General features: G+C 68.8%; 25 protein-coding genes. 15 read left to right on the forward strand and 10 right to left on the reverse strand.

The window, feature by feature from the left end:
• Nucleotides 1–16: 16 nt before the first annotated feature.
• From A6745_RS17835 to A6745_RS17860, 6 genes are all read right to left on the reverse strand, one after another.
• Nucleotides 17–709, reverse strand: coding sequence for an HD domain-containing protein (locus A6745_RS17835; RefSeq protein WP_066130047.1), 693 nt, complete (start codon nucleotides 707–709; stop codon nucleotides 17–19).
• A gap of 120 nt (nucleotides 710–829) precedes the next feature.
• Entirely contained in the window at nucleotides 830–2,119 is a 1,290-nt protein-coding gene (locus tag A6745_RS17840; RefSeq protein WP_197488182.1) for a DUF2254 domain-containing protein, read from the reverse strand.
• An 80-nt stretch (nucleotides 2,120–2,199) separates the two neighbouring features.
• Nucleotides 2,200–2,508, reverse strand: coding sequence for a DsrE family protein (locus tag A6745_RS17845; protein WP_066130049.1), 309 nt, complete (start codon nucleotides 2,506–2,508; stop codon nucleotides 2,200–2,202).
• Nucleotides 2,501–3,229, reverse strand: coding sequence for an ABC transporter ATP-binding protein (locus tag A6745_RS17850; protein ID WP_407922738.1), 729 nt, complete (start codon nucleotides 3,227–3,229; stop codon nucleotides 2,501–2,503). Before A6745_RS17850 ends, A6745_RS17845 begins: the two co-directional genes overlap by 8 nt.
• On the reverse strand, nucleotides 3,229–4,035 hold the full coding sequence (locus A6745_RS17855) for an ABC transporter permease (protein WP_082853123.1): 807 nt from the start codon (nucleotides 4,033–4,035) through the stop codon (nucleotides 3,229–3,231). Before A6745_RS17855 ends, A6745_RS17850 begins: the two co-directional genes overlap by 1 nt.
• Complete coding sequence (locus tag A6745_RS17860; protein WP_066130055.1) at nucleotides 4,032–5,054, reverse strand: ABC transporter substrate-binding protein; 1,023 nt, start codon at nucleotides 5,052–5,054, stop codon at nucleotides 4,032–4,034. The genes A6745_RS17855 and A6745_RS17860 overlap by 4 nt, the downstream gene beginning before the upstream one ends.
• A gap of 246 nt (nucleotides 5,055–5,300) precedes the next feature.
• On the opposite strand from A6745_RS17860, the gene A6745_RS17865 reads away from it, so the two are divergent.
• From A6745_RS17865 to A6745_RS17880, 4 genes are all read left to right on the forward strand, one after another.
• Nucleotides 5,301–5,654, forward strand: coding sequence for a YciI family protein (locus tag A6745_RS17865; RefSeq protein ID WP_066130058.1), 354 nt, complete (start codon nucleotides 5,301–5,303; stop codon nucleotides 5,652–5,654).
• Between the two features lie 120 nt (nucleotides 5,655–5,774).
• Nucleotides 5,775–6,191 carry a YciI family protein gene (locus tag A6745_RS17870; protein ID WP_066130062.1) on the forward strand — a complete coding sequence of 139 codons (417 nt, stop codon included), beginning with the start codon at nucleotides 5,775–5,777 and terminating at the stop codon, nucleotides 6,189–6,191.
• A 28-nt stretch (nucleotides 6,192–6,219) separates the two neighbouring features.
• Nucleotides 6,220–6,630 (forward strand): VOC family protein, encoded by a 411-nt coding sequence (locus tag A6745_RS17875; protein WP_066130064.1) that lies wholly within the window; start codon nucleotides 6,220–6,222, stop codon nucleotides 6,628–6,630.
• Nucleotides 6,627–7,901 (forward strand): RNA polymerase sigma factor, encoded by a 1,275-nt coding sequence (locus tag A6745_RS17880; protein ID WP_066130066.1) that lies wholly within the window; start codon nucleotides 6,627–6,629, stop codon nucleotides 7,899–7,901. The genes A6745_RS17875 and A6745_RS17880 overlap by 4 nt, the downstream gene beginning before the upstream one ends.
• 1 nt (nucleotide 7,902) lies before the next feature.
• Here the strand turns inward: A6745_RS17880 and A6745_RS17885 are convergent, their stop codons facing one another.
• The 3 genes from A6745_RS17885 to A6745_RS29575 form a co-directional block, all read right to left on the reverse strand.
• Nucleotides 7,903–9,465 (reverse strand): PepSY-associated TM helix domain-containing protein, encoded by a 1,563-nt coding sequence (locus A6745_RS17885; protein WP_066130068.1) that lies wholly within the window; start codon nucleotides 9,463–9,465, stop codon nucleotides 7,903–7,905.
• Between the two features lie 201 nt (nucleotides 9,466–9,666).
• Entirely contained in the window at nucleotides 9,667–10,860 is a 1,194-nt protein-coding gene (locus A6745_RS17890; protein ID WP_066130070.1) for an acetyl-CoA C-acyltransferase, read from the reverse strand.
• Between the two features lie 283 nt (nucleotides 10,861–11,143).
• On the reverse strand, nucleotides 11,144–11,272 hold the full coding sequence (locus A6745_RS29575) for a hypothetical protein (RefSeq protein WP_269148908.1): 129 nt from the start codon (nucleotides 11,270–11,272) through the stop codon (nucleotides 11,144–11,146).
• Here A6745_RS29575 and A6745_RS17895 point away from each other — a divergent pair.
• The 9 genes from A6745_RS17895 (at nucleotide 11,262) to A6745_RS17935 (ending at nucleotide 21,920) form a co-directional block, all read left to right on the forward strand.
• Entirely contained in the window at nucleotides 11,262–12,014 is a 753-nt protein-coding gene (locus tag A6745_RS17895; protein ID WP_066130072.1) for a GntR family transcriptional regulator, read from the forward strand. The genes A6745_RS29575 and A6745_RS17895 overlap by 11 nt on opposite strands.
• Nucleotides 12,011–12,805, forward strand: coding sequence for an ABC transporter ATP-binding protein (locus tag A6745_RS17900; RefSeq protein WP_066130074.1), 795 nt, complete (start codon nucleotides 12,011–12,013; stop codon nucleotides 12,803–12,805). Before A6745_RS17895 ends, A6745_RS17900 begins: the two co-directional genes overlap by 4 nt.
• Nucleotides 12,802–13,587, forward strand: coding sequence for an ABC transporter permease (locus A6745_RS17905; RefSeq protein WP_066130076.1), 786 nt, complete (start codon nucleotides 12,802–12,804; stop codon nucleotides 13,585–13,587). Before A6745_RS17900 ends, A6745_RS17905 begins: the two co-directional genes overlap by 4 nt.
• Before the next feature lie 20 nt (nucleotides 13,588–13,607).
• The gene (locus tag A6745_RS17910; protein WP_066131354.1) at nucleotides 13,608–14,591 is read left to right on the forward strand and encodes an ABC transporter substrate-binding protein; all 984 of its coding nucleotides are present in this window, start codon (nucleotides 13,608–13,610) and stop codon (nucleotides 14,589–14,591) included.
• 36 nt (nucleotides 14,592–14,627) lie between these two features.
• A complete protein-coding gene (locus A6745_RS17915) occupies nucleotides 14,628–15,632 on the forward strand; it encodes an SDR family NAD(P)-dependent oxidoreductase (protein ID WP_197488203.1) in 1,005 nt (334 codons plus the stop codon).
• 156 nt (nucleotides 15,633–15,788) lie between these two features.
• Nucleotides 15,789–16,214 (forward strand): PaaI family thioesterase, encoded by a 426-nt coding sequence (locus A6745_RS17920; RefSeq protein WP_066130079.1) that lies wholly within the window; start codon nucleotides 15,789–15,791, stop codon nucleotides 16,212–16,214.
• 31 nt (nucleotides 16,215–16,245) lie between these two features.
• Nucleotides 16,246–17,772, forward strand: a complete 1,527-nt coding sequence (locus tag A6745_RS17925) for a class I adenylate-forming enzyme family protein (RefSeq protein ID WP_066130081.1) — start codon at nucleotides 16,246–16,248, stop codon at nucleotides 17,770–17,772.
• Nucleotides 17,773–17,887: 115 nt separating this feature from the next.
• Complete coding sequence (locus A6745_RS17930) at nucleotides 17,888–19,690, forward strand: uracil-xanthine permease family protein (RefSeq protein WP_066130083.1); 1,803 nt, start codon at nucleotides 17,888–17,890, stop codon at nucleotides 19,688–19,690.
• A gap of 352 nt (nucleotides 19,691–20,042) precedes the next feature.
• A complete protein-coding gene (locus A6745_RS17935; RefSeq protein ID WP_066131355.1) occupies nucleotides 20,043–21,920 on the forward strand; it encodes an ABC transporter ATP-binding protein in 1,878 nt (625 codons plus the stop codon).
• 75 nt (nucleotides 21,921–21,995) lie between these two features.
• Here A6745_RS17935 and A6745_RS17940 read toward each other — a convergent pair whose 3' ends face one another.
• Nucleotides 21,996–22,568: a DUF4142 domain-containing protein gene (locus A6745_RS17940; RefSeq protein ID WP_066130084.1), complete on the reverse strand. Its 573-nt coding sequence runs from the start codon at nucleotides 22,566–22,568 to the stop codon at nucleotides 21,996–21,998.
• Nucleotides 22,569–22,785: 217 nt separating this feature from the next.
• Between A6745_RS17940 and A6745_RS17945 the strand changes: the two genes are divergently transcribed.
• Nucleotides 22,786–23,895 (forward strand): calcium:proton antiporter, encoded by a 1,110-nt coding sequence (locus A6745_RS17945; protein ID WP_066130086.1) that lies wholly within the window; start codon nucleotides 22,786–22,788, stop codon nucleotides 23,893–23,895.
• A 190-nt stretch (nucleotides 23,896–24,085) separates the two neighbouring features.
• The gene (locus A6745_RS17950) at nucleotides 24,086–25,600 is read left to right on the forward strand and encodes a putative bifunctional diguanylate cyclase/phosphodiesterase (protein ID WP_066130088.1); all 1,515 of its coding nucleotides are present in this window, start codon (nucleotides 24,086–24,088) and stop codon (nucleotides 25,598–25,600) included.
• Nucleotides 25,601–25,692 lie beyond the last annotated feature (92 nt).

Raw genomic sequence — 25,692 nt, forward strand, 5'->3', positions numbered from 1 at the left:
GCGCGCCAGCCCCGTTTCAAGATGCCGATAAACAGGCGCGGTCCTGCGGTGAGGCCCCGGGCGCGGACTGCCCCCATTCCGCCACGAAGGTATCCCTGAACTGGCGCAGCCACGCCACGCGCGCTTCACCCAGCCGCCGTGCCGCCTCGGTCCGCATCGACGCCGGCAGCCCCGCCAGCTTGCATTCGATGTGATCCAGCGCATAGGCCTGATCGTTCAGTTCCCGATCCTGGCCCAGCGGGTCCGACGGATGCGCGAACGCCGAACCCATGCGGCCCGCCGTGTAGAACAACCGCGCCAGGCCCACCGCCCCCAGCGCATCCAGCCGATCCGCATCCTGCACGATGGCGGCCTCGATGCTGCGCGGCGCGATGCCGGCGGAGAAGCTGTGCGCCTCGATGGCGTGGCACACCACCGGCAGCTTGCCGGCGGGAAACCCGGCATCGGCCAGCTTGCGGCGGGCCAGTTCGGCGGCCATGCGCGAGGCCTGGGCACGCTCGGGATGGTTCTTGGGCAAATTGACCAGGTCGTGCAGGTAGCACGCGGCCTGCACCGCCAGGGCATCGGCCTCGGGATGATCGGCCAGCAGCGTGGCGGCCACGTTCCAGACGCGGTGCAGGTGGTTCAGATCGTGTGCCCCGTCGCCATCGGCCTGCTCGGTGGCGATGGCGATGAAGCGGGAAGTCCAGTCGGAAGAATCGGTGTGCATGGAGAAAGGAATCTGCCCACCCCGCCCGGCGTGCCTCATCGGCGCGGCGCGGCATCCTGGCCGGATGGTGGCGGCGGACATCTGTATAAAAACACAGCATACACCGTCCCGCCCCTCGGGTTACGCCGCGGGCCGGACACCTGGCGGCGCGTGGGTGACCTCGCGCAGCCGCGCCCGCTCGGCATCCAACGTCAGCGCGGCTTCCGCACGCAGCAGTGCCACCTCGGCCTGATGCAGGGCGGCGGCCCGGAAATCGGCATCCCCCATCCGGGCCAGCGCGAACAAGGACTTGCGCAGGCGCAGTTGCACCTCGATCAGCCCGGCGCCGTCGCGCGCCAGCGGCAGGAATGCATCCTCGAACAGGTCGGCGGTCAACAGCGGCGCCACGTGCACGCGGGGATACGTGACGTCGGCATCCGCGATCTTCCTGCCTCCCTGCGCCCACGCGCCGAGCAGGCGCGCGGCCCTGCCGATCACGTCGATCGCCGTCCCCGTGTCGTTGACGGCCGCCGACATGGCCCGGGAACCGATCTCGCTCATGACCGCCAGCCCGAAGCGCGGATCCTGGTCGAAATCGCGTTCGTCGCCAATGGCGAAAGCGGCCAGGAGACCGTCATGGGCCGGCTGCGGATCGTCCCCCGCCGCATGCGGTCCCACCCAGGCCAGCACGGAGTCCGGATAGACGAAGGCGCCCGGATTCAACGGCACGAAAACATCGGCGTCGAGCGTCTGCCCGCACCGGGCCAGCGCCTCCATGTCGATATGCTGGATGTAGCCGATGGCCTGGGCGTACACCGGCGTCGCCGAGGCCGGCACCTCGCGCCCGGGGTCCCATAGCGGCACGCCGCCCAGGTAGGGTTCCTGCAGGCGCTGCTCGATCGCCCGCTTCGCCGCCTGCTCCACCCGGCTGGTGGTCTCGCCCACGCGTCCGAGCCGCGTCAGGTGGTCGATCCAGCGCAGCAGCGAGACGACGATCAGCACGATGATGCCGATGGTGACCACGAACAGGATGGCCCGGCCGCGATCGCCGTAGGCCCCGGTCTTCAGCACCACGATGCCCACGATGCTGAACAGGAACGAACCGATGAACGTGGACAGCACGTTCTGGGTCACCCGGTCTTCCATCAGCAACCGGGTGGCGCGCGGCGTGACGTTGCTTGTGGCCGACCCATACGCCGACACCATGACGCTGAGCGAGAACGTGGTGACCGTGAGCATGCTGGACGCGATGATGGCCAGGATGCTGTCGACCGCATCGGCGCGGATGGTGCCCGGGATCTCCCACGGCACATAGCGCTGGACGACGGCGGCCAGCACCGCCGTCGCCACGCCCAGGATGCCGATCAGGGTGGCACGCACCCACAGGCGACGCATCACGCGCGTCAACATCCACCCCCATCGCGTCGTCATGGCCGCAGTCCCCCGCCTATCGTCAAGAAACACAGGGGTCAGATGTTAGCAGCGCGCGGCGCAGCCCGGCCCGGGAGCGATCAGGCGTGGATATACGCCCAGCCTTCCTGCTGCCGGCGCGCCAGGTGCAGCACGGCGGCGGACACCACCGTCAGCCCTTGCGGCGCCCGCAGGCCGCCCGCGGCCAGCGTGTTCGCGCACACGGCCAGGTACGTATCGGTGGCATCCGGCTGGGCCAGCGCGGCGGCCACCGCGCCCGCGTTCACCACGATCTCCACCTGCGCCGACGGCTCGGCCTTGAGCAGGTTGGCCGCGTTGCGGCGCGCGCGCTGCAAGGCGTCGGGCGTGGAAGCGTGGATCAGCAGGCGGACGGGTTGGGATTCAGGCATTCTGCAGCAGTTCGGTGACGGTCGCGACGTCGCGCGCGAAGGACGCGCCGACCCGCGAACGCGGCCGCGGTTCGGCGATGTCCAGTGTACCCACCACCGAGGCAGGATGCCCGCCCAGCACGACCACGCGGTCCGCCAGGAACACGGCTTCCTCGATGTCGTGCGTGACGAACAGGATGGCCGCGCCCGAGGCCTCCCACACGCGGATCAGCTCGGCCTGCAGATTGCGGCGCGTGATGGCGTCGACCGCGCTGAAGGGCTCGTCCATCAGCAGCAGGTCAGGCTTGACGGCCAGGGCGCGGGCGATGCCCACGCGCTGCGCCTGCCCGCCCGACAACTGGTGCGGCCAGCGGCGCTCGAAGGCGGCCATGCCCGTCAGCGCCAGCGCGGCGCGCACGCGCTGCTGGCGGTCCGTCTTGGACAGTTCCAGCCCTTCCAGGCCATAGGCCACGTTGGCATCGACCCGGCGCCACGGCATCAGCCGGCCGTCCTGGAACACCACCGCGCGCGGCCGGCGGTCCGGCGCGCCCGTGCCATGAAAACGCACCGTGCCGCCGCCGGGCTCGGTCAGGCCGGCCGCGGCGCGCAACAGCGTGGACTTGCCCACGCCCGAGCCGCCCACCACCGCGACGAAGCTGCCCGCCTCGATGTCCAGCGACAGGCCGCGGATCACCGGCGCCTGCGCGCCGGGGTGGGTGTACGAGAAATTCTCGAAAGCCATCACGGACGCCATTGCAGCACCCTCTTCTCGGCTTGCACGAACACCAGGTCGCACAGCGTGTACACCAGCGAAATCGCCAGCATGTAGACCACCACGACGTCATAGGCGCCCACGCCCGCCGCCGCGTTCATTTCCTGGCCCATGCCGGGCACGCCCAGCAGTTCGGCCGCGATCAGCGTCATCCAGGCCTGGCCGATGCCGGCCCGCACGCCGGCCAGCGCGCCCGGCGCGATGGCCGGCAGCGTCACCGTCCAGGCGCTGGCGGCATAGCCGCCATGGCCGAAGGCGCGCGCCAGCTCGTAGAAGCGCGGCTCGACGTTGCGGACCGCCGCATAGGTGGCGAAATAGTTCAGCCAGAACACGCCGATGGCGATGACGAAGGCCGCGCCCGCGTGGCTGACCTTGAACCAGGCGATGGCGAACACGACCCACGCCAGCGGCGGAATCGGCCGCAGCACACGCACCAGATAAGCCTGCAGCATGTCGAAACGGTGCATCGTGGCGGCGGCCAGCCCCAAGGAAAAGCCCAGCACCGTCCCCAGCGCCAATCCCCAGAAGTAATGCACCAGGCTGGACATGGCGGCCGGCCACAGGCGGCCCGACCGCCATTCGCCCGCCAGCGCGCCCGGCAGGGCGAAGGGATCCGGCAAGGTGCCGCGCGGCGCCCATTCCCAGGCCAGCGCGGCCTTCCACAAGGCCACGAACAGCGCAATGCCCAGCAGTCCGTACAGCGCGCGGCGCACGCCAGGCAGCCTGGGCGCCGCGGCCGGCGCGTGGCTCGCCAACGAGGCGGCGGCCTGGCTCATTGGGCGGCCTTGGCCGCGGCCTCGTAGAAGCGGGTATCGAACAGCTGCGCGATGTCGGCGCGTTCGGCCTGCGTGCCCAGCTCGGCCTGGAAATCCTGCAATTGCCTGGTGGGCTCGATGATCACGCGCGGATCGGCCTCGAACTGATCGTGCGAATTGCGGATGGCCTGCTGAACCAGCTCCGGATCCAGGCGGCCGCCGCCCACGTACTTCTGCACGTAGCCCGATGCCTTGGCCGGATCGTCACGCAGCAGCCTGCTGGCGTCGATCTGCGCGCGCACCAGTTGCTGCACCCGCTCGGGATGCTCGGCGATCAGCTTCTCGCGCACCACCAGCACGGCGCCCGGCTGCTTGGGAAACAGTTGCGAGCCACGGGCCACCACGCGCGCCTCGGGTACGCGGCGCTGCACGGTGCTGGTGGTCGGCTCGAGCACCGCGCCGCCATCGATGGCGCCGGTCATCAGCGACTGCTGGATCTGCGCCTCGCCCTGGTAGATGAAGTCGATATCGGCGGGATTGGCCTTCAGTTCCTTGCGGATCCAGTGCTGCAGCGCCGCCTCGGGCACGGCGCCCTTGGGATAGCTGGCGATCCTGGCCTTGCGGCCCTTGTCCTTGGCGAACCGCGCGAACGCCGTCGACGGGTCGCCCGAGGCGAAGTACGGCGCCAGTTCGCCCAGCGCCACCACGCTGACCTGCTCGACGATATTGGACGCCACCACCTTGATGTCGGCGCCCTTGGCGCGCGCCACCAGCGCGGGGCCGATGCCCACGTACGCCACGTCCAGCTGGCCGGCGATCAGGGCCTGCGTCATCGCCGGGCCGCTCTGGAACGACACCAGCCTGGGTGCGGGCGCGCCGGGGGGCTGCAGCGTGCCGTTCTCCAGCGCGACGAACAACTGGGCATCCGGCAGGATGGGCAGGTAGCCGATCTCCAGGGCGGGACCGGCGGCGGACGCGGCCAGGCAGACGCTGGACAACCCTGCGGCCAGCAACGCGGCGGCGTACAACTTGCGCAACATGATTCTTTTCCTAGTGCGGGAGGTGAGACAGGCCAGTCATGGACGTGGCTCTTGATTTCTTATGATTCTAAGAAAGTTAGAAAAAAGAATTAATAATTTCTAGTTATATGCTTAGGCGATAGGGCTGCCGCAAATGCCCCGGCCCGCGCCGCAAATGCCACTTGCCTCCCCCGAGCTAGGCGGCGTACAACCCGGCAGAGATTCCCCGCCACCTTCCGGCTGGCGCCCCGTTCGTTGGAGCCTTCCATGTCGTACATGCTGCTTATCGTCGAACCCGTCGGCCAGCGCGCCGAACGCACCGAAGAACAGGGCCGTGCCGCCTACGCCGCCATGGTCAAGTATGGCGAGGCACTGCACGAGCGCGGCAAGCTGGTCGACGCGCGTTCACTGGCTTCGACCAGCGAGAGCGTGCGCGTGCAATCGCGCGAAGGCCGCGCCACCCTGCTGGACGGCCCGTATGCCGAGGCCAAGGAAATGATCGGCGGCTTCTTCCTGCTGCAGAACGTCACGCGCGAGGAAGCCATCGCCATCGCCCAGGAATGCCCCGCCGCCCAATGGTGCACGGTCGAGGTACGCAGGCTCGGTCCCTGTTTCGAGTGACCGTTCGTCAGGGTTTTCCCTGATTCGATCCCGCCCATGTCGATCTGGCCGCACGTCATCCGTCGTGTCCATGAAAGCCGCAGTCCCGCGGCCCTTTCCGGATCCCAAGGAGATTGCGACATGCGCTACATGATCATCGTCAAGGCGAGCCCCGAAAGCGAGGCTGGCCTCATGCCCGACGAATCCCTGCTGGCCGCCATGGGCGCCTATCACGACGCACTGGCCCGTGCCGGCGTGCTGCTGGACGCCAGCGGGCTGCGCCGCACCGCCGAGGGCTGGCGCGTGCAGTACGACGGCAAGGATCGCCGCCGCGTGATCGACGGCCCCTTCGCCGACAGCAAGGAGATGATTGCCGGCTACACCCTGATCCAGGTCCGCACGCCCGAAGAGGCCCTGGAATGGAGCAAGCGCTATCCCAACCCACGCGGCGCGGGCAAGGAATGCGCCATCGAAGTCCGCCGCGTGTTCGAAATGGAGGACTTCCTGCCCGGCCCCGCCATCGAGCCGTCCAATCAGATCGGCAACGCGCGCGCCTGAGCGCCCTTTTCCTGCAAGCGAGACAGCCATGCCCAAGCAAATCTTCGTCAACCTGCCCGTGGCCGACCTGGACAGGTCCGTCGCCTTCTTCACCGGACTGGGATTCAGCTTCAACCCGCAGTTCACCGACAAGAACGCCACCTGCATGATCATCGGCGAGAACATTCACGCCATGCTGCTGGTGCGCGACTACTTCAAGACCTTCTGCAGCAAGCCCGTCGCCGACGCCAGCAAGGCCACCGAAGTGCTGATCGCGCTGAATTGCGACAGCCGCGCCGAGGTCGAGGCCATGGTGGAAAAGGCCCTGGCGGCCGGTGGCACCGCGCCGCGCAAGGCGCAGGACCATGGCTTCATGTACCAGCATGGCTTCGACGACCTGGACGGCCATGCGTGGGAAGTGTTCTACATGAACCCGGAGGCGATGGGCGGCGCGCAATGAGCCGCGAAGCCACCCGCCGCGCCATCGAGGCGGTCTGGCGCATCGAGGCCGCGAAGGTCATCGCGGGCGTCGCGCGCATGGTGCGCGACGTCGGCCTGGCCGAGGAACTGGCGCAGGATGCGCTGGTGGCGGCGCTGGAGCATTGGCCGCGGGATGGCGTGCCCGACAACCCGGGAGCCTGGCTGATGACCACCGCCAAGAACCGCGCGCGCGACGCGCTGCGCCAGCAGGCGCTGCATGCGCGCAAGCACGAGGAACTGGGCCACGACATGGAATCGCGCAGCGAGCACGTCGAACCCGATTTCGTCGATGCCCTGGATGCGGCGCGGCAGGACGACATTGGCGACGACCTGTTGCGCCTGGTCTTCACCGCGTGCCACCCGGTACTGTCGGCCGAGGCCCGCGTGGCGCTGACGCTGCGGGTGCTGGGCGGACTGTCCACCACCGAGATCGCGCGCGCCTTCCTGGCGCCCGAGCCCACCATCGCGCAGCGCATCGTGCGCGCCAAGCGCACCCTGGCGGCGGCCAACGTGCCTTTCGAAGTGCCGGGCCCGGCTGAGCGGGCGGGACGCATGGCCTCGGTGCTGGAGGTGATCTACCTGATCTTCAACGAAGGCTATTCGGCCACGGCGGGCCAGGACTGGACGAGGCCGGCGCTATGCACCGAGGCGCTGAGGCTGGGCCGGGTATTGGCAGGGCTGGCGCCCGGGGACAGCGAGGTGCATGGACTGTGCGCGCTGATGGAGATCCAGGCCTCGCGCCTGAAGGCGCGTACGGATGCGCAAGGCAAGCCCGTCCTGCTGATGGAGCAGGACCGCGGCCAGTGGGATCGCCTGCTGATCCGGCGCGGGCTGGCGGCATTGCAACGCGCCGAGGCATTGGGCGGGGCGCACGGCCCGTATGCGCTGCAGGGCGCGCTGGCGGCGTGCCACGCGCGCGCGGCAACCGCGGCGGATACCGATTGGCCGCGCATCGTGGCGCTCTACGATGCGCTGGCGCAGGTGGCGCCGTCCCCCGTCGTGGCGTTGAACCGCGCGGTCGCCGTGGGTATGGCGTACGGTCCGCAAGCGGGGCTGGACTGCGTGGATGTCCTGGCCGCCGACGCGGCCCTGATGCACTATCACTGGCTGCCCAGCGTGCGGGCCGATCTGCTGGCCAGGCTGGGCCGCCGCGAGGAAGCGCGCCAGGAGTTCCTGCGCGCGGCGGGCATGACGCGCAATGCCACGGAACAGCAGATGCTGGAGCAGCGCGCGCGCCAGATGCTGCGGTAGCTCAGGCAGGCACGGCCTTCACCGCGCCGCGCCCGTTCTTTGCCGCCACGCGCACGCGGCCCGAACGCCAGGCGATCCAGCCCAGCAACGCCGCCAATCCCAGCGCGTACAGATCGAACGCCGCCACGGCCCACTGCCCGTGGCCGATGCTGTCGAACAATCCCAGTCCTCCCGTCGCGGCGTTCAGCACGGGCAAGCCCGCCAGCAGCAGCGCGGCCAGCGCCAGCGGAAAACGCCACGCCTGCCGGTACGGCCGCGCCAGCGCCCACAGCAGGCAAAGGCCCCAGGCGATGAAGAATCCCTGCTCTTCCACCCCCGCGCGACCGGCCATGTCCGCCGGCGCCAGCCGGTTCATCCAGAAATACACTGCCACGGCCAACGGCGCGCCGCCCAGGATGCCCACATTGATCACCTGCACCAGCCGTTGTCCGAAAGTGGGCCGCTTGCCGGGCGGCACGCGCTTGCTCACCCATAGCAGTTGGCCGCTGACGACCATTGCCGTGCCCAGCAGGCCGCAGAGCCACAACAGATTGCGCAGCAAGGCATCGGCATAGCGGCCGCGGTGCACGGCCTGCAGGCTTTCATAGACGGCCACGGCGGCGCCGGGCGGCTCGCCGGCGCTGGCCACGGGCCGTCCGGACGCATCGAACAGGCGTTGATCGTCCGGCTGCACCGGCCCGCCGCCGCGCCGCCGCACGTCGAACCGCGCATGCGAGCTGTTGGGATCGATCACGATGACGCGTCCAACGCCATCCTCGCCCCACGCCTGGCGCGCCTGCGCCAGCACCCGCGGCAGCGCCTGGTCCACGGGCATCGGATCGGCTGCCGCGCCGGCCTGCTTCGCATCCGGCAACGCCATGCGGCCGCGGATGTCGGTGCCGACGACGGGCCCCGGCAACGACGGGTTGGCCCAGGGCATGATGCTGGGTCCGGTCAGCAGCATGCCGCTGAACGCCATCACCAGATAGAACGGCAAGGCCAGCACCGCCGACACTGCGTGCCCGTCCATCCACGAGCGCGCGCCCTTGCCCGGCCGGAACGTGAAGAAGTCGGCGAAGATCTTCTTGTGGGTGATGATCCCGCATATCAGCGCCACGAACATCACCGCGGCGGCAAAGCCGATCAGCGCGCGCGCCCACAGGCGCGGCATGCCGTACAGGTGGCCATGCAGGTGATAGAAGAAGTCGCCGCCTTCGGTCGCGCGCACGGCCAGCGCCTGGCCCGTTCCGGCATCCAGCGTGACGCGGGTGAGCTGGCCGCGCGGCTCCTGGTTGCGCCAGGCGATCTCCATGCCGCTGTTGCGCGGCCCCGGCAGCTCGATCCACCACCGCGTGGCTTGCCCTGCCTGCTGCCGCAGGTACGACAGCCCCACCGATGCGGCGTCGGCCGACTCGGCCGCGCGATGCGCCTCGGGATGCATCCACAGCGTGATCTCTTCACGCACGTAGCTCAGCGAGCCCGTGAAGAAAATGATGAACATCAGCCAGCCCAGGATCAGGCCTGACCATGTATGCAGCCAGGCCATCGCCTGCCGCAACCCTTCGCGCTTGCCATCGGCTCTCATGCCGCTACTCGATCCATGCTGGGGCGCCGGGTGGCGAGCGAACGGCCCGCACCAGGCCCCGCGGCATGCTGCCGAGGGGGCGTGGCGTGCCGCTGCTAGCCGCCCCTCGGACGCTATTGAGACTCGTTGCCATTCATTATTTTATAGTTCCGGTCTCCCGCCGCGGGCAAGGGGGTCGCCGCCTTGGCGGATGGCTGGCGTTCAGCCCTCCGGCAGCTCCAGCGCCATGGCCGTGGCCTCTCCGCCGCCGATGCACAGCGCCGCCACGCCGCGCTTCAGGCCGCGCTGCCGCAATGCGTAAAGGAGCGTGACGAGCAGCCGCGCGCCGGTCGCGCCGATGGGATGGCCCAGGGCGCACGCCCCGCCGTGCACATTCAGCCGATCGGCGGCAATGCCCAGATCCTGCGCCGCGGCCATCGCCACCACGGCAAAGGCCTCGTTGATCTCGAAAAGATCCACATCGCCTACCTGCCACCCCGCGCGGTCCAGCACCTTGCGGATCGCCGGAATCGGCGCGGTGGTGTACCACGCGGGTTCCTGGCTGTGCGTGGCGTGCGCCCGGATCTCGGCCAGTATCGGCAGCCCGTCGCGCAGCGCCAGCGAGCGGCGCGTCAGCAGCAGCGCGGCCGCCCCATCGGCATTGGCGGACGCGCTGGCGGCGGTAATGGTGCCATCCGAGCGGAACGCCGGCTTGAGCGACGGAATCTTCTCGGGTGACACCCGCAGCGGGATCTCGTCCTGCGCGACGAGGGTGTCGCCGCCTTTTCCTGGCACGGGCACCGGAACGATTTCGTGGGCGAAGGCACCTTCCTGGACCGCATCGCGCGCCCGCTGCAGGGTGCGCACCGCATAGGCGTCCTGCCGCGCACGGTCGAAGCCATAGGCTTGCGCGGCGGCCTCGCCAAAATCTCCCATGGGGCGGCCGGCCTCGTACGCATCCTCCAGGCCATCCAGCGCGGCATGGTCATACAGCCTGTCATGTCCATAGCGATAGCCGCCGCGCGCCTTGGCCAGCAGATACGGCGCGTTGCTCATCGATTCCATGCCGCCCGCCAGCACGACGTCGGCGGAGCCGGCGCGCAGCACATCATGGGCCAGCATGACGGCCTTCATGCCAGAGCCGCACACCTTGTTGACGGTGGTGGCTCCCGCCGCATCGGGCACGCCCGCCGCGCGCATGGCTTGGCGCGCGGGCGCCTGTCCAGTCCCGGCCGGCAATACACACCCCATGAATCCCTCATCGACCCGGGCGGCATCGATGCCCGCGCGCTGCAATACCTCGCGCAGGGCAAGGGCGCCCAGCACGGGCGCGGGAACCGGCGCCAGCGCGCCCTGGAACCGGCCGAGCGGGGTACGCGCGGCCGCCACGATCACGATGGAATCCTCATTCGTCATGCTGCACTCCTTGTGAAAAAGACGATGGCAATTGCACCGCGCAGGTGCACCGCGATGCATCCCCTGATTGGGGCGATGATGGGCACGGCAAATGCTCTGCCGCTAAAAATATATGATGATTATCATCATAAATGTCCGGCATGTGCTCGGCAAGCCGCTCGAACGCGGGCGTTGCGAGGTTGCGCACCGTTGCCGGGCATGCACAACAGCCGTGCGCACCCCGCCTTGGGCAGCCCAACTGAGCCGCTCACCGACTGCGTGAAAACCGCTTGATCACGCATATTCAAAGCTTTTTTTCTTCGTTCGCGGATGCGCATCGCATCCCTAGAATCGTCGAGGCGTAAGCGCACTTCATCACTTCTGTGAGCTGCTCAATGCAGCGATGAGAAAGCCCCACGGCGATGTCAGACATTCAACTTTCCACCCTCGATGCGCATGCCGAGTCCGATGATCCGGCGGCGGCCCTGAGCGCTGGCGACGATGCCTATGCGCGCATCCGCCGCGACGTGCTGTCGTGCCGGTTGCCGCCCGGGGCCTTCGTCACCGAGCCGGAACTGATGGCGCGCTACGGCATCCGCAAGACCAGTTGCCGCATCGCGCTGACGCGCCTGGCACAGGAAGGCTTCGTGCGGTCGCGGCCGCGCAAGGGTTATCAGGTCGCGCCCATCCTGCTGCGCGACGTCGAAGAAGTCTTCATGCTGCGCGTGCAGCTGGAACCCCTGGCGGCGCGGCTGGCCGCGGGCCGCGCCGACATCGCCCTGCTGCGCGACCTGGAAGCCGCCTGCCGCGTGCAGCACCCCGTGCTGCAGCTCACCGACCAGATCGGCGTGTTCATGGATGCCAACAAGGCTTTTCACCTGGCGGTGGCCGAGGCCAGCGGCAACGCGCGGCTGCACCGCACGCTGGGCCAGCTGATGGACGAGATGTCGCGCCTGGTGGCGCTGGGCTTTGGCGTGCAGAAGACCAAGCCCGAGATCAAGCATGACCACAACGCGCTGATCGAGGCGTTGGCCGAGGGGGATGGCAGGCGCGCGGAAACCATCGCGCGCCGCCATATCGAGACATTCCAGGCCATGACCCTGGAAAAACTGTACGCCAGCCTGGCGCAGACCGGCGCGGCGATCCCCGTCAACGGACCAGGAAGCTGGCGATGAATGCACTAGCCGCCCCCGCGCAGGCCACGCCCGCGCCCTTCGCCGCCCCGACGCCGGCCATGCTGCGCGTCGAAGGCGTCTCCAAGCATTTCGATGGCCTCGAGGCCTTGCGCAACATCTCGTTCGACGTCGGCCGTGGCGAGGTCGTCGCGCTGCTCGGCGCCTCCGGCTGCGGCAAGAGCACGCTGCTGAACATCATTTCCGGCGTGCTGCCGCGTGACGAAGGCACACTGGAGATCGACGGCCAATCCGCCGAGCGTTTCCGCGACTGGCAGCGCATGGCCTATCTATTCCAGGAGGACCGCCTGCTGCCTTGGCGCAGCGTGCGCGACAACGTGGCCTTCGGCCTGGAGGCCCAGGGCGTCCTGACGACCGAACGTCACCGCCGGGCGGATGCCGCCCTGGCGATGGTCGGCCTGGCCGGCTTCGAGAAACACTGGCCGCACCAGTTGTCCGGCGGCATGCGCAGCCGCGTGGCGCTGGCGCGCAGCCTGGTCATCGAACCCGAAATCCTGCTGATGGACGAGCCCTTCTCCAAGCTGGATCCGCACACGCGCACGCAGATGCATGAAGAACTGCTGCGCATCCAGGCCATCAAGGGAGTCACGGTGCTGTTCGTCACGCACGACGTGGAAGAGGCCGTGGTGCTGGCCGACCGCATCGTGCTGCTGGCGCCCCGCCCGGGCCGGGTGCGCGAGATCGTACCCGTGCCGCTGCCCCGGCCCCGCGCGCCCACCGACCGCGACGTCGCCGAACAGACGCGGCTGCTTCGACTGAAGGTGCAGCCATGACGGCCGCCACGATGATGCACCATCCGGTCGCCCGCATCGGACTGCTGGTCGTCCAGCGCGCCGCCCTGGCCTCCATCTTTCTGCTGATCTGGTTGCTGGCCGCGCAACGCATGCCCGCCTTCGTGCTGCCCGGACCCGAGCGCGTGCTGCAGGCGCTCTGGAACCTGACGCGCACCGACAGCTTCCTTCACGACATCGGCGTGACCATGTCGCGCGTGGTCACCGGGTTCGTGCTGGCCGCGCTGGCCGGCACGCCGCTGGGCCTGGCGCTGGGTTCCAGCCGCGCGCTGGCGCGCTTCTTCGAGCCGCTGCTGGCGGTGATGAACACGGTGTCCTCCGCCATCTGGGCCGTGTTCGCCATCATCTGGTTCGGCATCTCCAACGCCACCACGGTCTTCGTGGTGTTCATGACCGCCATGCCGCTGATCCTGACCAACGTGTGGCAGGGCTCGCAGAACGTCGACCGCCAGCACGTCGAGCTGGCCCGCAGTTTCCGCATGTCGCGTTCGCAGGTGCTGCGCAAGATCTACCTGCCCAGCATCCTGCCCTACTTCTTCTCGGGCGCCCGCCTGGCGTTCGGTTTCGGCTGGCGCGTGTCGCTGGTGGCCGAGACGCTGGGCTCGTCCGATGGCATCGGCTACCGCCTTCGGCAGGCGGCCGACCTGGTGCAGACCGACCAGGTGTTCGCCTGGACGCTGCTGCTGGTGGTGCTGATGCTGTTGATCGAAAGCGGGGTCCTGAAACCCCTGGAACGCCGCCTCTTCCGCTGGAAACCTCTTTGAAAGCACTGGGAGTGCACATCATGAAACTGAAGAAGATCCTGCCGGTGGCACTGGTCGCCGCCGCCCTCGTCTCGGGCGCCGCCCATGCCGCCGACAAAGTCCGCATCGGCTACTGGAGCAGCGGCGTCAGCCTGGGCTACGGCGCCGTGCTGGAGGCCACCGGGTTCCTCAAGCAGCAGAACCTGGACGTCGAGTTCGTGCGCTTTCCCGACGTGAACGCGCCGCTGCGCGCGCTGGCGTCCAACTCCATCGACCTGGCCTACGGCGCCCCGGCCGCCGGCGTATTCAGCAGCGCGGCAGAAGGCGTGCCCATCAAGATCTTCGCGGCCACGCAACCCGCCGACGTGCAGTTCGTCGTGCCCGAAGGCTCGCCCATCAAGTCGCTGGACGAATTGCGCGGCAAGAAAGTCGCCATGTCGCCCGCCGGCAGCTCGGTGGCCGTGATCGCGGGCGCCGTGCTCGCGGGCAACCACGGCATCAAGGCCGGCGACTTCTCGCTGGTGGGCGGCAACGAATCGCGCCTGGCGCAGTTCCTGGCGCAGAAGCAGGTGGACGCCGCCGCCCTGCGTTCGGTCACCGTGGCCCAGTTGACCGACCTGAAGGTCACCAAGCTGGGCAGTTTCGCCGACGAATGGCGCCGCCTGACCCAGTCCGATTCGGTGCCCTACATCGGCATCGGCGCGGTGCGCAGCGACTTCGTGCAGGCCCATCCCGACGTGGTGGCCCGCACCCTCGCCGGCATGCGCAACGCGCTGGCCTGGGCGCGGGGCCACGACAAGGAAGTGGTCGACATCCTGCGCAAGTCGGCCAACCTGCCCGAGAACGACGCCAAGGTGTACGCCGGCCGGTGGAACGACATGTACCGCATTTCATTCGAGCAGGCCGACATCGACACGCTCAAGCGCCAGCACCAGGTGTTCGCCGAAAGCGGCCTGATCAAGGGCGAACTGAAGAACGACCTGTTCGTCGCCGGCCCCTGGCAGCAATCCAGATCCATCAAGTAACGCCCTCACAGACAAGGACTTCCCATGAGCAAGACGATGAAAGCGCTGGTGCTCGACCAGCACGGCGACCTGGACCAACTGCGCGTCGTCGGCGACAGGCCCGTGCCCGCCGTCACCGAGGGCCACGTGCTGATCCGCGTGCGCGCCTCTTCATTCAACTATCACGACGTGTTCACCGTGCAGGGCATGCCGGGCATCAAGGTGCCGCTGCCCGTGGTCATCGGCCTGGACATGGCCGGCGAGATCGTCGAGGTGGGCGCCGGCGTCGATGGCTGGAAGGCCGGCGACCGCGTGCTGGTGAACCCGCTGAACAAGGCCCGTGGCCTGATGGGCGAGATGCTGGACGGCGGCATGGCCGAGTACTGCCTGGTGTCGGCCGGCCAGTTGATCGCGCTGCCCGAGAAGGTGGGCTTCGACGACGCGGCCGCCCTGCCCGTGGCCTACGGCACCGCGCACCGCATGCTGATCACGCACGACACCGTCAAGCAGGGCGACCGCGTGCTGATCCTGGGCGCCAGCGGCGGCGTGGGCACCGCGTGCGTCATCCTGGCCAAGCGGCTGGGCGCCGAAGTCATCGCCTGCGCCGGCAGCGACGCCAAGGCGCAGGCCCTGAAGGAACTGGGCGCCGACCACGTCATCAACTACCGCGAGACCGATTTCTCGAAGTGGGCCATCGGCCAGTACGGCAAGCCCCAGCGCCGCAACTACGAAGGCGGCGTGGACGTCGTCATCAACTTCACGGGTGGCGACACCTGGGTGCCGTCGCTGAAGTGCTTGAAGCGCGGCGGCACGCTGCTGGTGTGCGGCGCCACGGCCGGCCACGATCCCAAGGAAGACCTGCGCTACGTCTGGAGCTTCGAGCTGAACATCCGCGGCTCGAACAGCTTCTATGACGACAACCTGAAGGCCCTGCTGGACATGATCGCCGAAGGCACCGTCAAGCCGCTGATCGACCGCGCCGTGCCGCTGGAAGGCGCGGCGGCCGGCCTGGCCCTGATCCGCGACCGCGAAGTCCTTGGCAAGGTCATCGTGAATCCGTGACCCCCCCCGAAGCGCTGCGCGCTTCCCCCCAGGGGGCGACGCCGGAGCACCGGCAAAGCCGGTACTCCGTGTCTCGCGATCTAGCAGCACCGGGCGCATGCGTCGTGCTTGCCGCTTGGCGGCATGCGTGAACCAGTAATTTATGAAGAGAATTCCATGAGCGAAAACACTGTTCTTTCCACAGAAGACATCCAGGCGCGGCTGACGCGTGGGCCCTATCACCAGTGGCTGGGCATCGAGGTGGTGTCCGTGTCCGAAGGCGAGATCGAGTTGCGCGCGAAGTGGCGCGAAGAGTGGGTGGTGAATCCGGACAAGCGGTATACGCACGGCGGCATCCTGGCGGCGCTGGTGGATCTGACGGCGGATTGGGCGCTGGTGTCGTATACGGGGCGCGGCGTGCCCACCATCGATCTGCGCGTGGATTATCACCGCGCGGCGATGCCGGGTGACCTGACGGCCCGCGGCAAGGTGGTGAAGTTCGGCTCGCAGATTTCAGTGGCCGAGGCTCATGTGTACGACGCCGACGGCAAGCTGCTGGCCAGCGGCCGGGGCGCCTATTCCACCGCCATGCCCAAGGCTTGAATCACCCCGAAACCCAGCACGAGGCAGCATCATGACGCGCGCGCGGAACCTGGGCGACCTGATCGACCGCTCGGCCGACCTCCAACAGGTCGCGCTGATCGGTGTGGACGCCGACCTGAACGAAACCCCCTGCACCTACGCCGAGCTGGACGAGCTGGCCGAAGGCGTGGCGCAGGCCCTGCGGGAAGGCGGGCATCCTCCGGGCGCGCGCATCGCGCTCTTGGCCGCCAACTCGGTGCGCTACGTCGCCGCCGTGCTGGGCATCATGCGCGCCGGACTGGTCGCGGTGCCGGTCAACTTCAAGTTTCCGGCGGCGACCATCGCCTATGTGCTGGCCGACAGCGGCGCGCGCCTGGTGCTGCACGACCAGGCGCGGCAGGCCAGCGTGCCGACAGGGCTGGATGCCGTGCCGCTGGACGGCGGCGGCTTCCCGCGGTTCCTGCGGCCCGGCCGCCAGCCCATCCATGCGCCGGCGCCACGGGAAGTGGCGCTGATGCTGTACACCTCTGGCTCCACCGGCAAGCCCAAGGGCGTGCTGCTGTCCCATGAAAGCCACCTGTGGACCGTGGACGCGCGCCGCGCCGCCACGCCGCTGGCCCGCGAGCGTGCGCTGATCGCCGCGCCCCTGTATCACATGAACGCGCTGGCGCTGGCTTTCCTGTCCGTCGCCAGCCATGCCACGACCGTGCTCTTGCCGCAATTCACGGCCCAGGCGTATATCCGCTGCATCGGGCGCTATCGCTGCACCTGGCTGACCGCCGTGCCGCCCATGATCGCCATGATGCTGCGCGAAAGCGACCTGCTGGCGCGGACCGACCTGTCCTGCGTCAAGGTCATCCGCATGGGATCGGCGCCCGTCAGCGCCAGCCTGCTGGCGCAGATCCACGCCATGCTGCCCAATGCCCGCGTCATCAACGCCTACGGCACCACCGAGGGCGGACCCGTGGTGTTCGGTCCGCATCCCGAGGGCCTGCCCACGCCGCCCATGTCGGTCGGCTATCCCCATCCCCAGGTATCCGTGCGGCTGTCGCGCGGCATGGAAGACGGTCCCGGCCAGGGCATGCTGGAAATGAAGAGTCCCGGCCTGATGCTGGGCTATCACCAGCGGCCCGACCTGAAGCCGCCCTTCACCGGCGACGGCCACTACGTCACCGGCGACGTGTTCCGCCGCGACGACGACGGCTTCCATTATTTCGTGGGCCGGCGCGACGACATGTTTGTCAGCGGCGGCGAGAACATCTATCCGGGCGAGGTCGAGAAGATCATCGAGACCCACCCCGGCGTGCAGCAGGCCTGCGTGGTGCCGGTGCCCGACGACATCAAGGGCGCCAAGCCGGTGGCCTTCGTGGTGCCGCGCGCAGGCGCGCGCCTGACCGAGGACGAGATCCGCCAGTACACGCTGGCCAATGCCGCCGCCTACCAGCATCCGCGCCGCGTGTGGATCGTGGACGCGCTGCCGCTGGCCTCCACCAACAAGCTGGACCGCAAGCGCCTGCGGGACGAAGCGCTCGCGCTGGTGAACACATCGTCCGCGGGGCGCCCCGGCGAGGCCGCATGAACCTGGCGGGGCGACGGCGGCGCCGGCCTAGGGCCCGTTGACACGAAAAGCACCCTCGTCAAGCACGGGGCAATGGGCTGATAATACGGCCCGATTCCACCCCTTCCCGCCCATCATGCCGCTGCTGTCACGCCTGCGCCTGCCTCCGTCGTCTCCTTTGCGGCGCCGCCCGCCCGACCTCGTCTATGCGGCCGACGAACGTCCCGGCGCGGGCGCCCTGCTGGGCCTCGCGCTGCAGCACGCGGCCACCGCGCTGGGCCTGATCGCCTATGTGCTGGCCAGCGCCCGCATCGCCGGCCTGTCCGTGCAGGACACCAGCAGCCTGGTCACGGCCACCGTGCTGGGCATGGGGCTGGCCACCTTCCTGCAGGCCTGGGGCAGCCGCACGGGCGCGGGCGCGCTGATCGTGCACATGCCCGACGCCATCATCGTGATGATCGCGGGCACGCTGCTGGTGCAGTACGGGCCCGGCGGCCTGGTGCTGGCCGGCATCGTCAACGGGCTGGTGGGCCTGTTCATCGGACAGGTCATTCCCCGGCTGCGCGCCCTGTTCCCGCCCACCGTGGCGGGCGTGGTGGTCTGCGTGACCGGACTGTCGCTGATCGCGCCTGCCTTGCAGCACACCGCGGGCCTCACGGACAACGAGCTGGACGGCGGCAGCCTGCTGGTGGGCGGCGTCACCCTGGCCGCCATCGTGGTGCTGTCGGTCTGGGGCACGCGCCGCATGAAGCTGTTCGCGCTGCTGGCAGGCGTGCTGGGCGGCGTGGCGCTGTCGGGCGCGCTGGGACAGTTGCACGGCGGCGAGGAACTGGCCGCGGCCCCCCTGTTCGCGCTGCCCTCGCTGGTGACGCCCGTGCTCGGCGTGGACCCTGGCCTGCTGGTCGCCGTGGCGCTGCTGTCGGTGATGGTGCAGTTGGACACGCTGGGCACCGCCGTGCTGCTGGACAAGATGGACGACGCGGACTGGCGGCGCGCCGACATGCGCATGGTGGGCCGCGGCATGCGCGCGGGCTCGCTGGCCAACATCGCCGCCGGCTTCTTCGGCGGCTATCCCAGCGTCACCTCGTCGGCCAACATCGCCCTGGCCCATATCAGCCGCTCCACCTCGCGTTACGTCGGCCTGGCCGCCGGCGCCCTGCTGGCCCTGGCCGCGCTGGTGCCGAAATCCATGCTGGCGCTGACGCTGATCCCCACACCGGTGATCGGGGCCGTCGAGATCTATGCCGCGGCCTACCTCGTCGTCTCGGGCGTCGAACTGATCGCGTCGCGCGCCATCGACGCACGCGGCACCTTCATGGTGGGCCTGTCCTTCGTGGCGGGGGTGGGCGTGATGCTCGTGCCCGGCCTGCCCGGACACTTCCCGGCCTCGATGCGCTTCCTGGTGGAAAGCGGCGTCATCGTGTCGGGACTGACCGCCATCATGCTGAACCTGGTGTTCCGCCTGGGCACCTCGCGCCGCGCCGAACGCGACCTGGCCGCGCTGCCGGACGACACGGCGCGGCACGTGCCGCGCCCGGCGGCGGGCGGGCTGGCCGGTGCCCTGGTCGATTTCGTCGAGACCCAGGGCGCGGCCTGGGGCGCGCGGCGCGACGTGGTGCGCCGCGCCGCGGCTGCCGCACTGGAGGCCGCCGAGGCCATCGCCGCCGCGGGCGGGGATCGCCACGTGACGCGCATCCGCGGCAGCTTCGACGAATACAACCTGGACATCGAACTGCTGCACAGCGGGGCGCCGCTGCAGCTGGCCGGCCATGCCCCCGCCCCGGCCGACCTGCTGGACCAGGACGACGACGCCTTCGAGGCCGCGCTGGACCGCGTCCTGCCCGGTGTTTCCGCCGTGCTGCTGCAACGCCTGGCCGACCGCCTGAGCGCGGGCCAGCGCAATGGCCAGGCGGTTTTCCGCCTGCACTTCGACCATTGAGCGCGCACCGGTGCCCCGGGGGGTTGCCGGCAGGGCCGAGAACTTAGTAGAATCCCTAAGCCCATTTGCCGGGCAGGTGTGCTGATCGCTTCAGGCCCCGCACCGATTTTCTCACTCTACAAAGGAGGCGTTTCATGCTCATCGTACGACCCGCCTCCCCACATCCCGTGCCGCGGCGCTAGGTCCGACCCCACCCGGTCCCTCCCTCCCCGCCCACCTGCCCGGGCTCACGCGGTCCCCCCGCGCCAGCCCAACGCAATTCCAGCCTGTTTGCCTGTGCCGCCCACGCGGCCGTGTTCGTTTTTCGCTCAAGGGAGCCCCAATGGCGCACCACGCCGGCCGGGGCGCAGTCATGACTCGCAAAAAACTCGATTTCCGCGGACAAGTCTTCAAGGACGTCCTTGGCTTTACCTTCCGCCATTGGCGGGTGCAGCCGTTGCGCATCGGCGCCATCGTCATGCTCATGCTGCTGACGGCACTGAGCGACGTACTGGCGCCGCTCTATGTCGGGCGCCTGATCGATGCGCTGAGCTCGGGCGCCGGCGGCCAGCAGGTCGCCTGGAATGCCGCCATCGCCGCGTTCTGGACCCTGACCGCCCTGGGCCTGGCCGGTACCGTGCTGCGACAGTTCGTCTACATGAACATCATCAGCCTGACGCTGCGCATGATGAGCGACATCACGCGCAGCGCGTTCCACAAGGTCCAGCGCTTCTCCACCGACTGGCACGCGAACACGTTCGCCGGTTCGACGGTACGCAAGATCACGCGCGGCATGTGGGCCCTGGACGTGCTCAACGACACCTTGCTGGTGGCATTGCTGCCCTCGGTCGCCATGCTGGTCGGCGCAACGGTGCTGCTGGGCTGGCATTGGCCGGTGATGGGCCTGGTGGTGGGCATCGGTTCCGTGCTGTACATCGGCGTCACCTGCGCGGTGTCGCTGGGCTTCGTCGCGCCCTCGGCGCGCCTGGCCAACGCCTGGGACACCCGCATGGGCGGCGCGCTGGCCGACGCCATCAGCTGCAACCCGGTGGTCAAGGCCTTCGGCGCCGAACAGCGCGAGCAAGAGCGGCTGGACCGCGTCATCGGCAAATGGCGCAGCCGCACGCGCCGCACGTGGCGGCGCGCCACGCTCAACGGCGGCCTGCAAGGCCTGATGCTGACCGCGATGCAGGTCGCCATCCTGGGCGTGGCGCTGCTGCTGTGGGTCCGCAAGGAAGCCACGGTCGGCGACATCACTTTCGCACTGACCATGTTCTTCATTCTCGAAGGCTATCTGCGCGAGGTCGGCATGCACATCCGCAACCTGCAGCGCTCGGTCAACGACATGGAGGAACTGGTGTCGCTGGACGCGCAGCCGCTGGGCATCGACGATGCGCCCGGAGCGCCCGCCATCCGCATCCAGCGGGGCGAGATCCGCTTCGAGCACGTCACGTTCCGCTACGGCAATCATCCGCAGCCGCTGTATGACGATTTCTCGATCCGTATCGCGCCAGGCGAACGCGTCGGCCTGGTGGGGCATTCGGGCTCGGGCAAGACGACGTTCATCAAGCTGATCCAGCGCCTGTACGACATCAACGGCGGCGCCATCATCATCGACGGCCAGGACATCGCCCGCGTGCGCCAGGAATCGCTGCGCAGCCAGATCGCCATCGTGCAGCAGGAGCCCGTGCTGTTCCACCGCACGCTGGCCGACAACATCGCCTATGCCCGGCCCGGCGCCACGCGCGCCGAAGTCGAGGCGGCGGCGCGGCTGGCCAGCGCGCACGCGTTCATCGAGATGCTGCCCAAGGGCTACGACACGCTGGTGGGAGAGCGCGGCATCAAGTTGTCGGGCGGCGAACGCCAGCGCGTGGCGATCGCACGCGCCTTCCTGGCCGACGCGCCCATCCTGATCCTGGACGAAGCGACCTCCAGCCTGGACAGCGAAAGCGAAGTCCTGATTCAGCAAGCCATGGAGCGGCTGATGGTCGGCCGGACCACGCTGGTCGTGGCGCACCGGCTGTCCACCGTGCGCGCGCTGGACAGGCTCTTGGTGCTGGACCACGGCGAGGTCGTCGAGGAGGGCAGCCACGAGTCGCTGATCCGGCTGCCCAACGGCCTGTACCGCCGCCTGTTCGAACGGCAGGCGCTCGAACTGACGCGCGGCTTGACGCTGGACGACGGCGCACGGCCGATGCCTGCCCGCGCCGAGGCCGACTACGAAGACGACACGCCGGGCCTGCCGGCATGACGGGCGGGCGGCTCCCGCGCCGCCTGGCCGCCCCTGGCACGGGGCGGCCTGCATGAGGTCGGCGGCGCCGCACGGTTACTTGGCGCTGCCGCTCACCTTCTTCTGAAGTTCACGGCCCATGTTCAGGTGTTCCTGCAGGGCGGGCAGCGTCTTGGCCGCGAAAGCCTTGACGTCCGCATCCTTGGCTTCCTTCGATGCCTTGGTGAACAGCTCGACGGCGTCTTCGTGAGCCGACACCCCGATCGAATCGGCATAGGCCTTGTCGAAACTTTCGTCACGGACGTCCAGCGTCTTCAATTTGGCCTTCTGCATGAGCGAGGGCTCGGTGGGGGGCGTGTAGCCCTTGCTCTTGGCCAGCGCGTCCAGTTCCTGCCCCACCTTGCCGTGGTCGGCGATCATTTTTTCAGCGTAAGCCTTCACGTCCGCCGACTTGGCCTTGCTTTCGGCCAGCTTGCTGCCTTCGATTTCCAGGTGGCCGGCCTGCGCGGCGTTTTCCAGGAAGTCGCGGTCCGCGCTGTCCAGCTTCTGCGTACCTGCGGGGCTTTCGGCGGGCGCGGGCGTGGCGGGCGCCTTTTGCGCGAAAGCGGGTTGCGCCAGGGCCAGGGTGGTGCCCGCCAGGATGCTCATCGCCAGGGTCTGCATTTTCATCGTATTTCCTCCGAAAGGTGTGCCGGAATACCACCGGGGGCACAAAGGCCGCCGTAGCCGGTGAGACGTATCCAGCAACTGCCGTGCCCGGCCCTTCTGGCGCGGGCGGCCCGCGCAGGGCATGCTTTTTTGCACGCCACGGCACTGCGTGGCATCCTGTCGCCCAGCCCCATCCCGCCGGCAGCGCGCGCCGGCCCCGCACCGGAGTGTTCCCGTCATGCTGCCTCGACTGGCCAAGGAAGAGACCCTGCTATGGATCGCGGCGCTGTGCGCGGGCCTTGCCTATCTGTTTGAAGAGCGGTTGGTGCATGGCGGCACGGCAATGGCCGGGTCGGCCACCGTCCTGCTGGTCGCCGCCATCATCTGCGCCTCGCTGCGGGTGGCGGCGCATGCCGAGCACATCGCCCAGCGCGTGGGGGATCCCTACGGCACCATGGTGCTGACGCTGTCGGCCGTGCTGGTCGAAGTGGTGGTGCTGGGCATCGTCATGTCCAGCCAGAATTCCCCCACGCTGGTGCGCGACACGATCTATGCCGCCGTCATGCTGGACATCAACGGCATCCTGGGCCTGGCCGCGCTGATGGGCGGCATCAAATATGGCGAACAGTCGCACAACGACGATTCCGGCCGTACCTATGGCGTGATGATCCTCACCGCCGTCACGGTCTCCATGGTCGTGCCCGAGTTCATCCCCAGGCATGCCTGGCACGTCTACTCCATCTTCACCATCGTGGCGATGGTCACCCTGTACGCCGTGTTCCTGCGCATGCAGACCGGGCCGCACAGCTATTTCTTCAGCTACAGCTATCCCGACAAGCCGCGCCGGCGCGCCCGGCCCGCCGCCGGCGCGGACGATGCTCCCCAGGCCCCCCTGCCCGTGCGCGCCTCGGCGGTGGTCCTGGCGGCCGGCCTGCTGGTCATCGGCGCCCTGTCGGAAGTGATGTCGCGGACGCTGGGCACCACGCTGCGAGGCATCACCGCCCCACCCGCCTTGCCCGCGCTGGTGGTGGCGGTCATCTCGGCCAGCCCCGAGATCCTGACCGCCCTGCGCGCCGCGCTGGCCAACCGCATGCAGTCGGTGGTCAACATCGCCATGGGCGCCTCGCTGGCGACCGTCATCCTGACCGTGCCGCTGATGGAAGCACTGGCCCTCTACAAAGGGCAGCCGTTCCAGATGGCCATGTCGCCCCTGCAGACCGTGATGATGCTGGTCACGCTGATCGTGGCCGCCATCAACCTGAACGACGGCCAGACCAACGCCATCGAGGGCATGACCCATTTCATCCTGTTCGCGACGTTCGTCGTGCTGGCGCTGATGGGCCTGTAGCCGGACGCCCCGGCGTCCCCTGGGGGCTTGACCGCCCCCGCCAGAGGCGGAGAATCTTCGCAACACCTTTTTTCTCGTTCCTGAGGCATTGATGAATGGACCGCACCCGCCCGCCGCCGAAACCGGCGGCTCCGCCCCGGAGACGGCATCGCCAGCCGTGGGGACCTGGGTCCGCCTCGGGCGCTTTATCATGAAGCACCGCGTCAGCATGACCGACCTGAGCATGCTGATGGTGGTGCTCGTCATCCTGGGCTACTTCTGCTACGAATTCGACCTGTTCCTGACCGAGGGCCGCATCGACCCGGCCGAGCAGGTCGTCGAGCTGGATGAAGCCCTGCTGGTCAGCGGCGTGCTCATGCTGGGTCTTCTGGTCTTCTCGCTGCGCCGCTACCACGAACAGAAGCGCGAGATCGCGCGGCGCCGCCGAGCCGAGCGCCAGGCGCGCGAACTCGCCTACCAGGATCCCCTGACCGGCCTGCCCAACCGCCGCCTGTTCGAGGAAGCCCTGCGCGTGGCGATCGCCTCGCCGCCGTCGGCTGGCGCCGTGCACGCCATCCTGATGCTGGACCTCAACGGTTTCAAGCAGGTCAACGACGTGCGCGGCCATGACGTGGGCGACGCCGTACTGGTCGTGGTGGCGCAGCGCCTGCTGAGCGCGGTGCGCGCGGACGAAATGGTGGCGCGGCTGGGTGGCGACGAGTTCGTCATCCTGGCCCAGCACCTGACCGGGCCGGAGTCGGCCTCGGGCATCGCGCTGCGCGTGATCCAGGCGCTGGCCGAACCGCTGTCGGCCGGGGGCAGCACCCACAGCATCGGGGTGGGCATCGGCATCACCCTGCTGCCCAGCAATGCCGCCACCGCCGAAGAGGCCGTGCGCAAGGCCGACGTGGCGCTGTACCGCGCCAAGGCGGAGCGACGCTCGGCGTTCCGCTTCTTCGAGGAAGAGATGGACCGGCTGGTGCGGGAGCGCGCCCAGCTCGAGCGCCTGCTGAAGGACGCGATCCTGGATGGCCGCGTGCAGCCGCGCTTCATGCCCGCGCACGACCTGCAAAGCGGCCGGGTCGTGGGTTTCGAGGCCATGCCTTGCTGGATCGCGGAAGACGGCGAGGAACTGACGTCCGAGCGCTTCCTGCCCATCGCCGAGGAAACGGGCCTGGTCCATCTGCTGGCCGAACGGCTGCTGGAGCAAGCCTGCGACGTGGCGTTGCAATGGCCCGGCGACGTCACGCTGGCCATCAACATCCTGCCCGGCCAGTTGAAAGACCGGCAACTGGCGGACGGCATCCTGCAACGCCTGCATCATGCCGGCCTGCCGCCTTCGCGGCTGCAGGTCGACATCCCCGAGAGCATGATCGTGCAGGATCCGCAGGCCGCCCGGAACCTGATCGATCCGCTGCAGCAGGCCGGCGTTCGAATCGCGCTCGATCACTTCGGCACGGGCTACTCCAACCTGTACCACATGCGCGAATTCCGCTTCGACAAGGTCAAGATCGACCGCCGCCTGGTCGAACACATGGACGACGAGTCCAATGCCCGCCTGGTGCGCGCGCTGGTCGGCCTGGGCCAGGGCCTGGGCACGGTGGTCAGCGCGGACGGCGTCGGCGGCACCGCGCCGGAGCTGCTCGACTCCGGGGTGCAGGAAGGCCAGGCCGGCGGCCTGTCCGTCAATGCCGGACGCACGCTGGAATACTTCCGGGTGCCCTGAGGCCGGCCTTTTCATCGCGGCTTCAGCGCCACGCGTTATCCTGGAACACGCAACGCGCAAGCCCTCGAGAGCGGTCCCCGGGCCTCGGCCCT

The organism is Bordetella ansorpii, assembly GCF_900078705.1.
GTDB classification, from domain to species: Bacteria; Pseudomonadota; Gammaproteobacteria; order Burkholderiales; family Burkholderiaceae_B; genus Bordetella; species Bordetella ansorpii_A.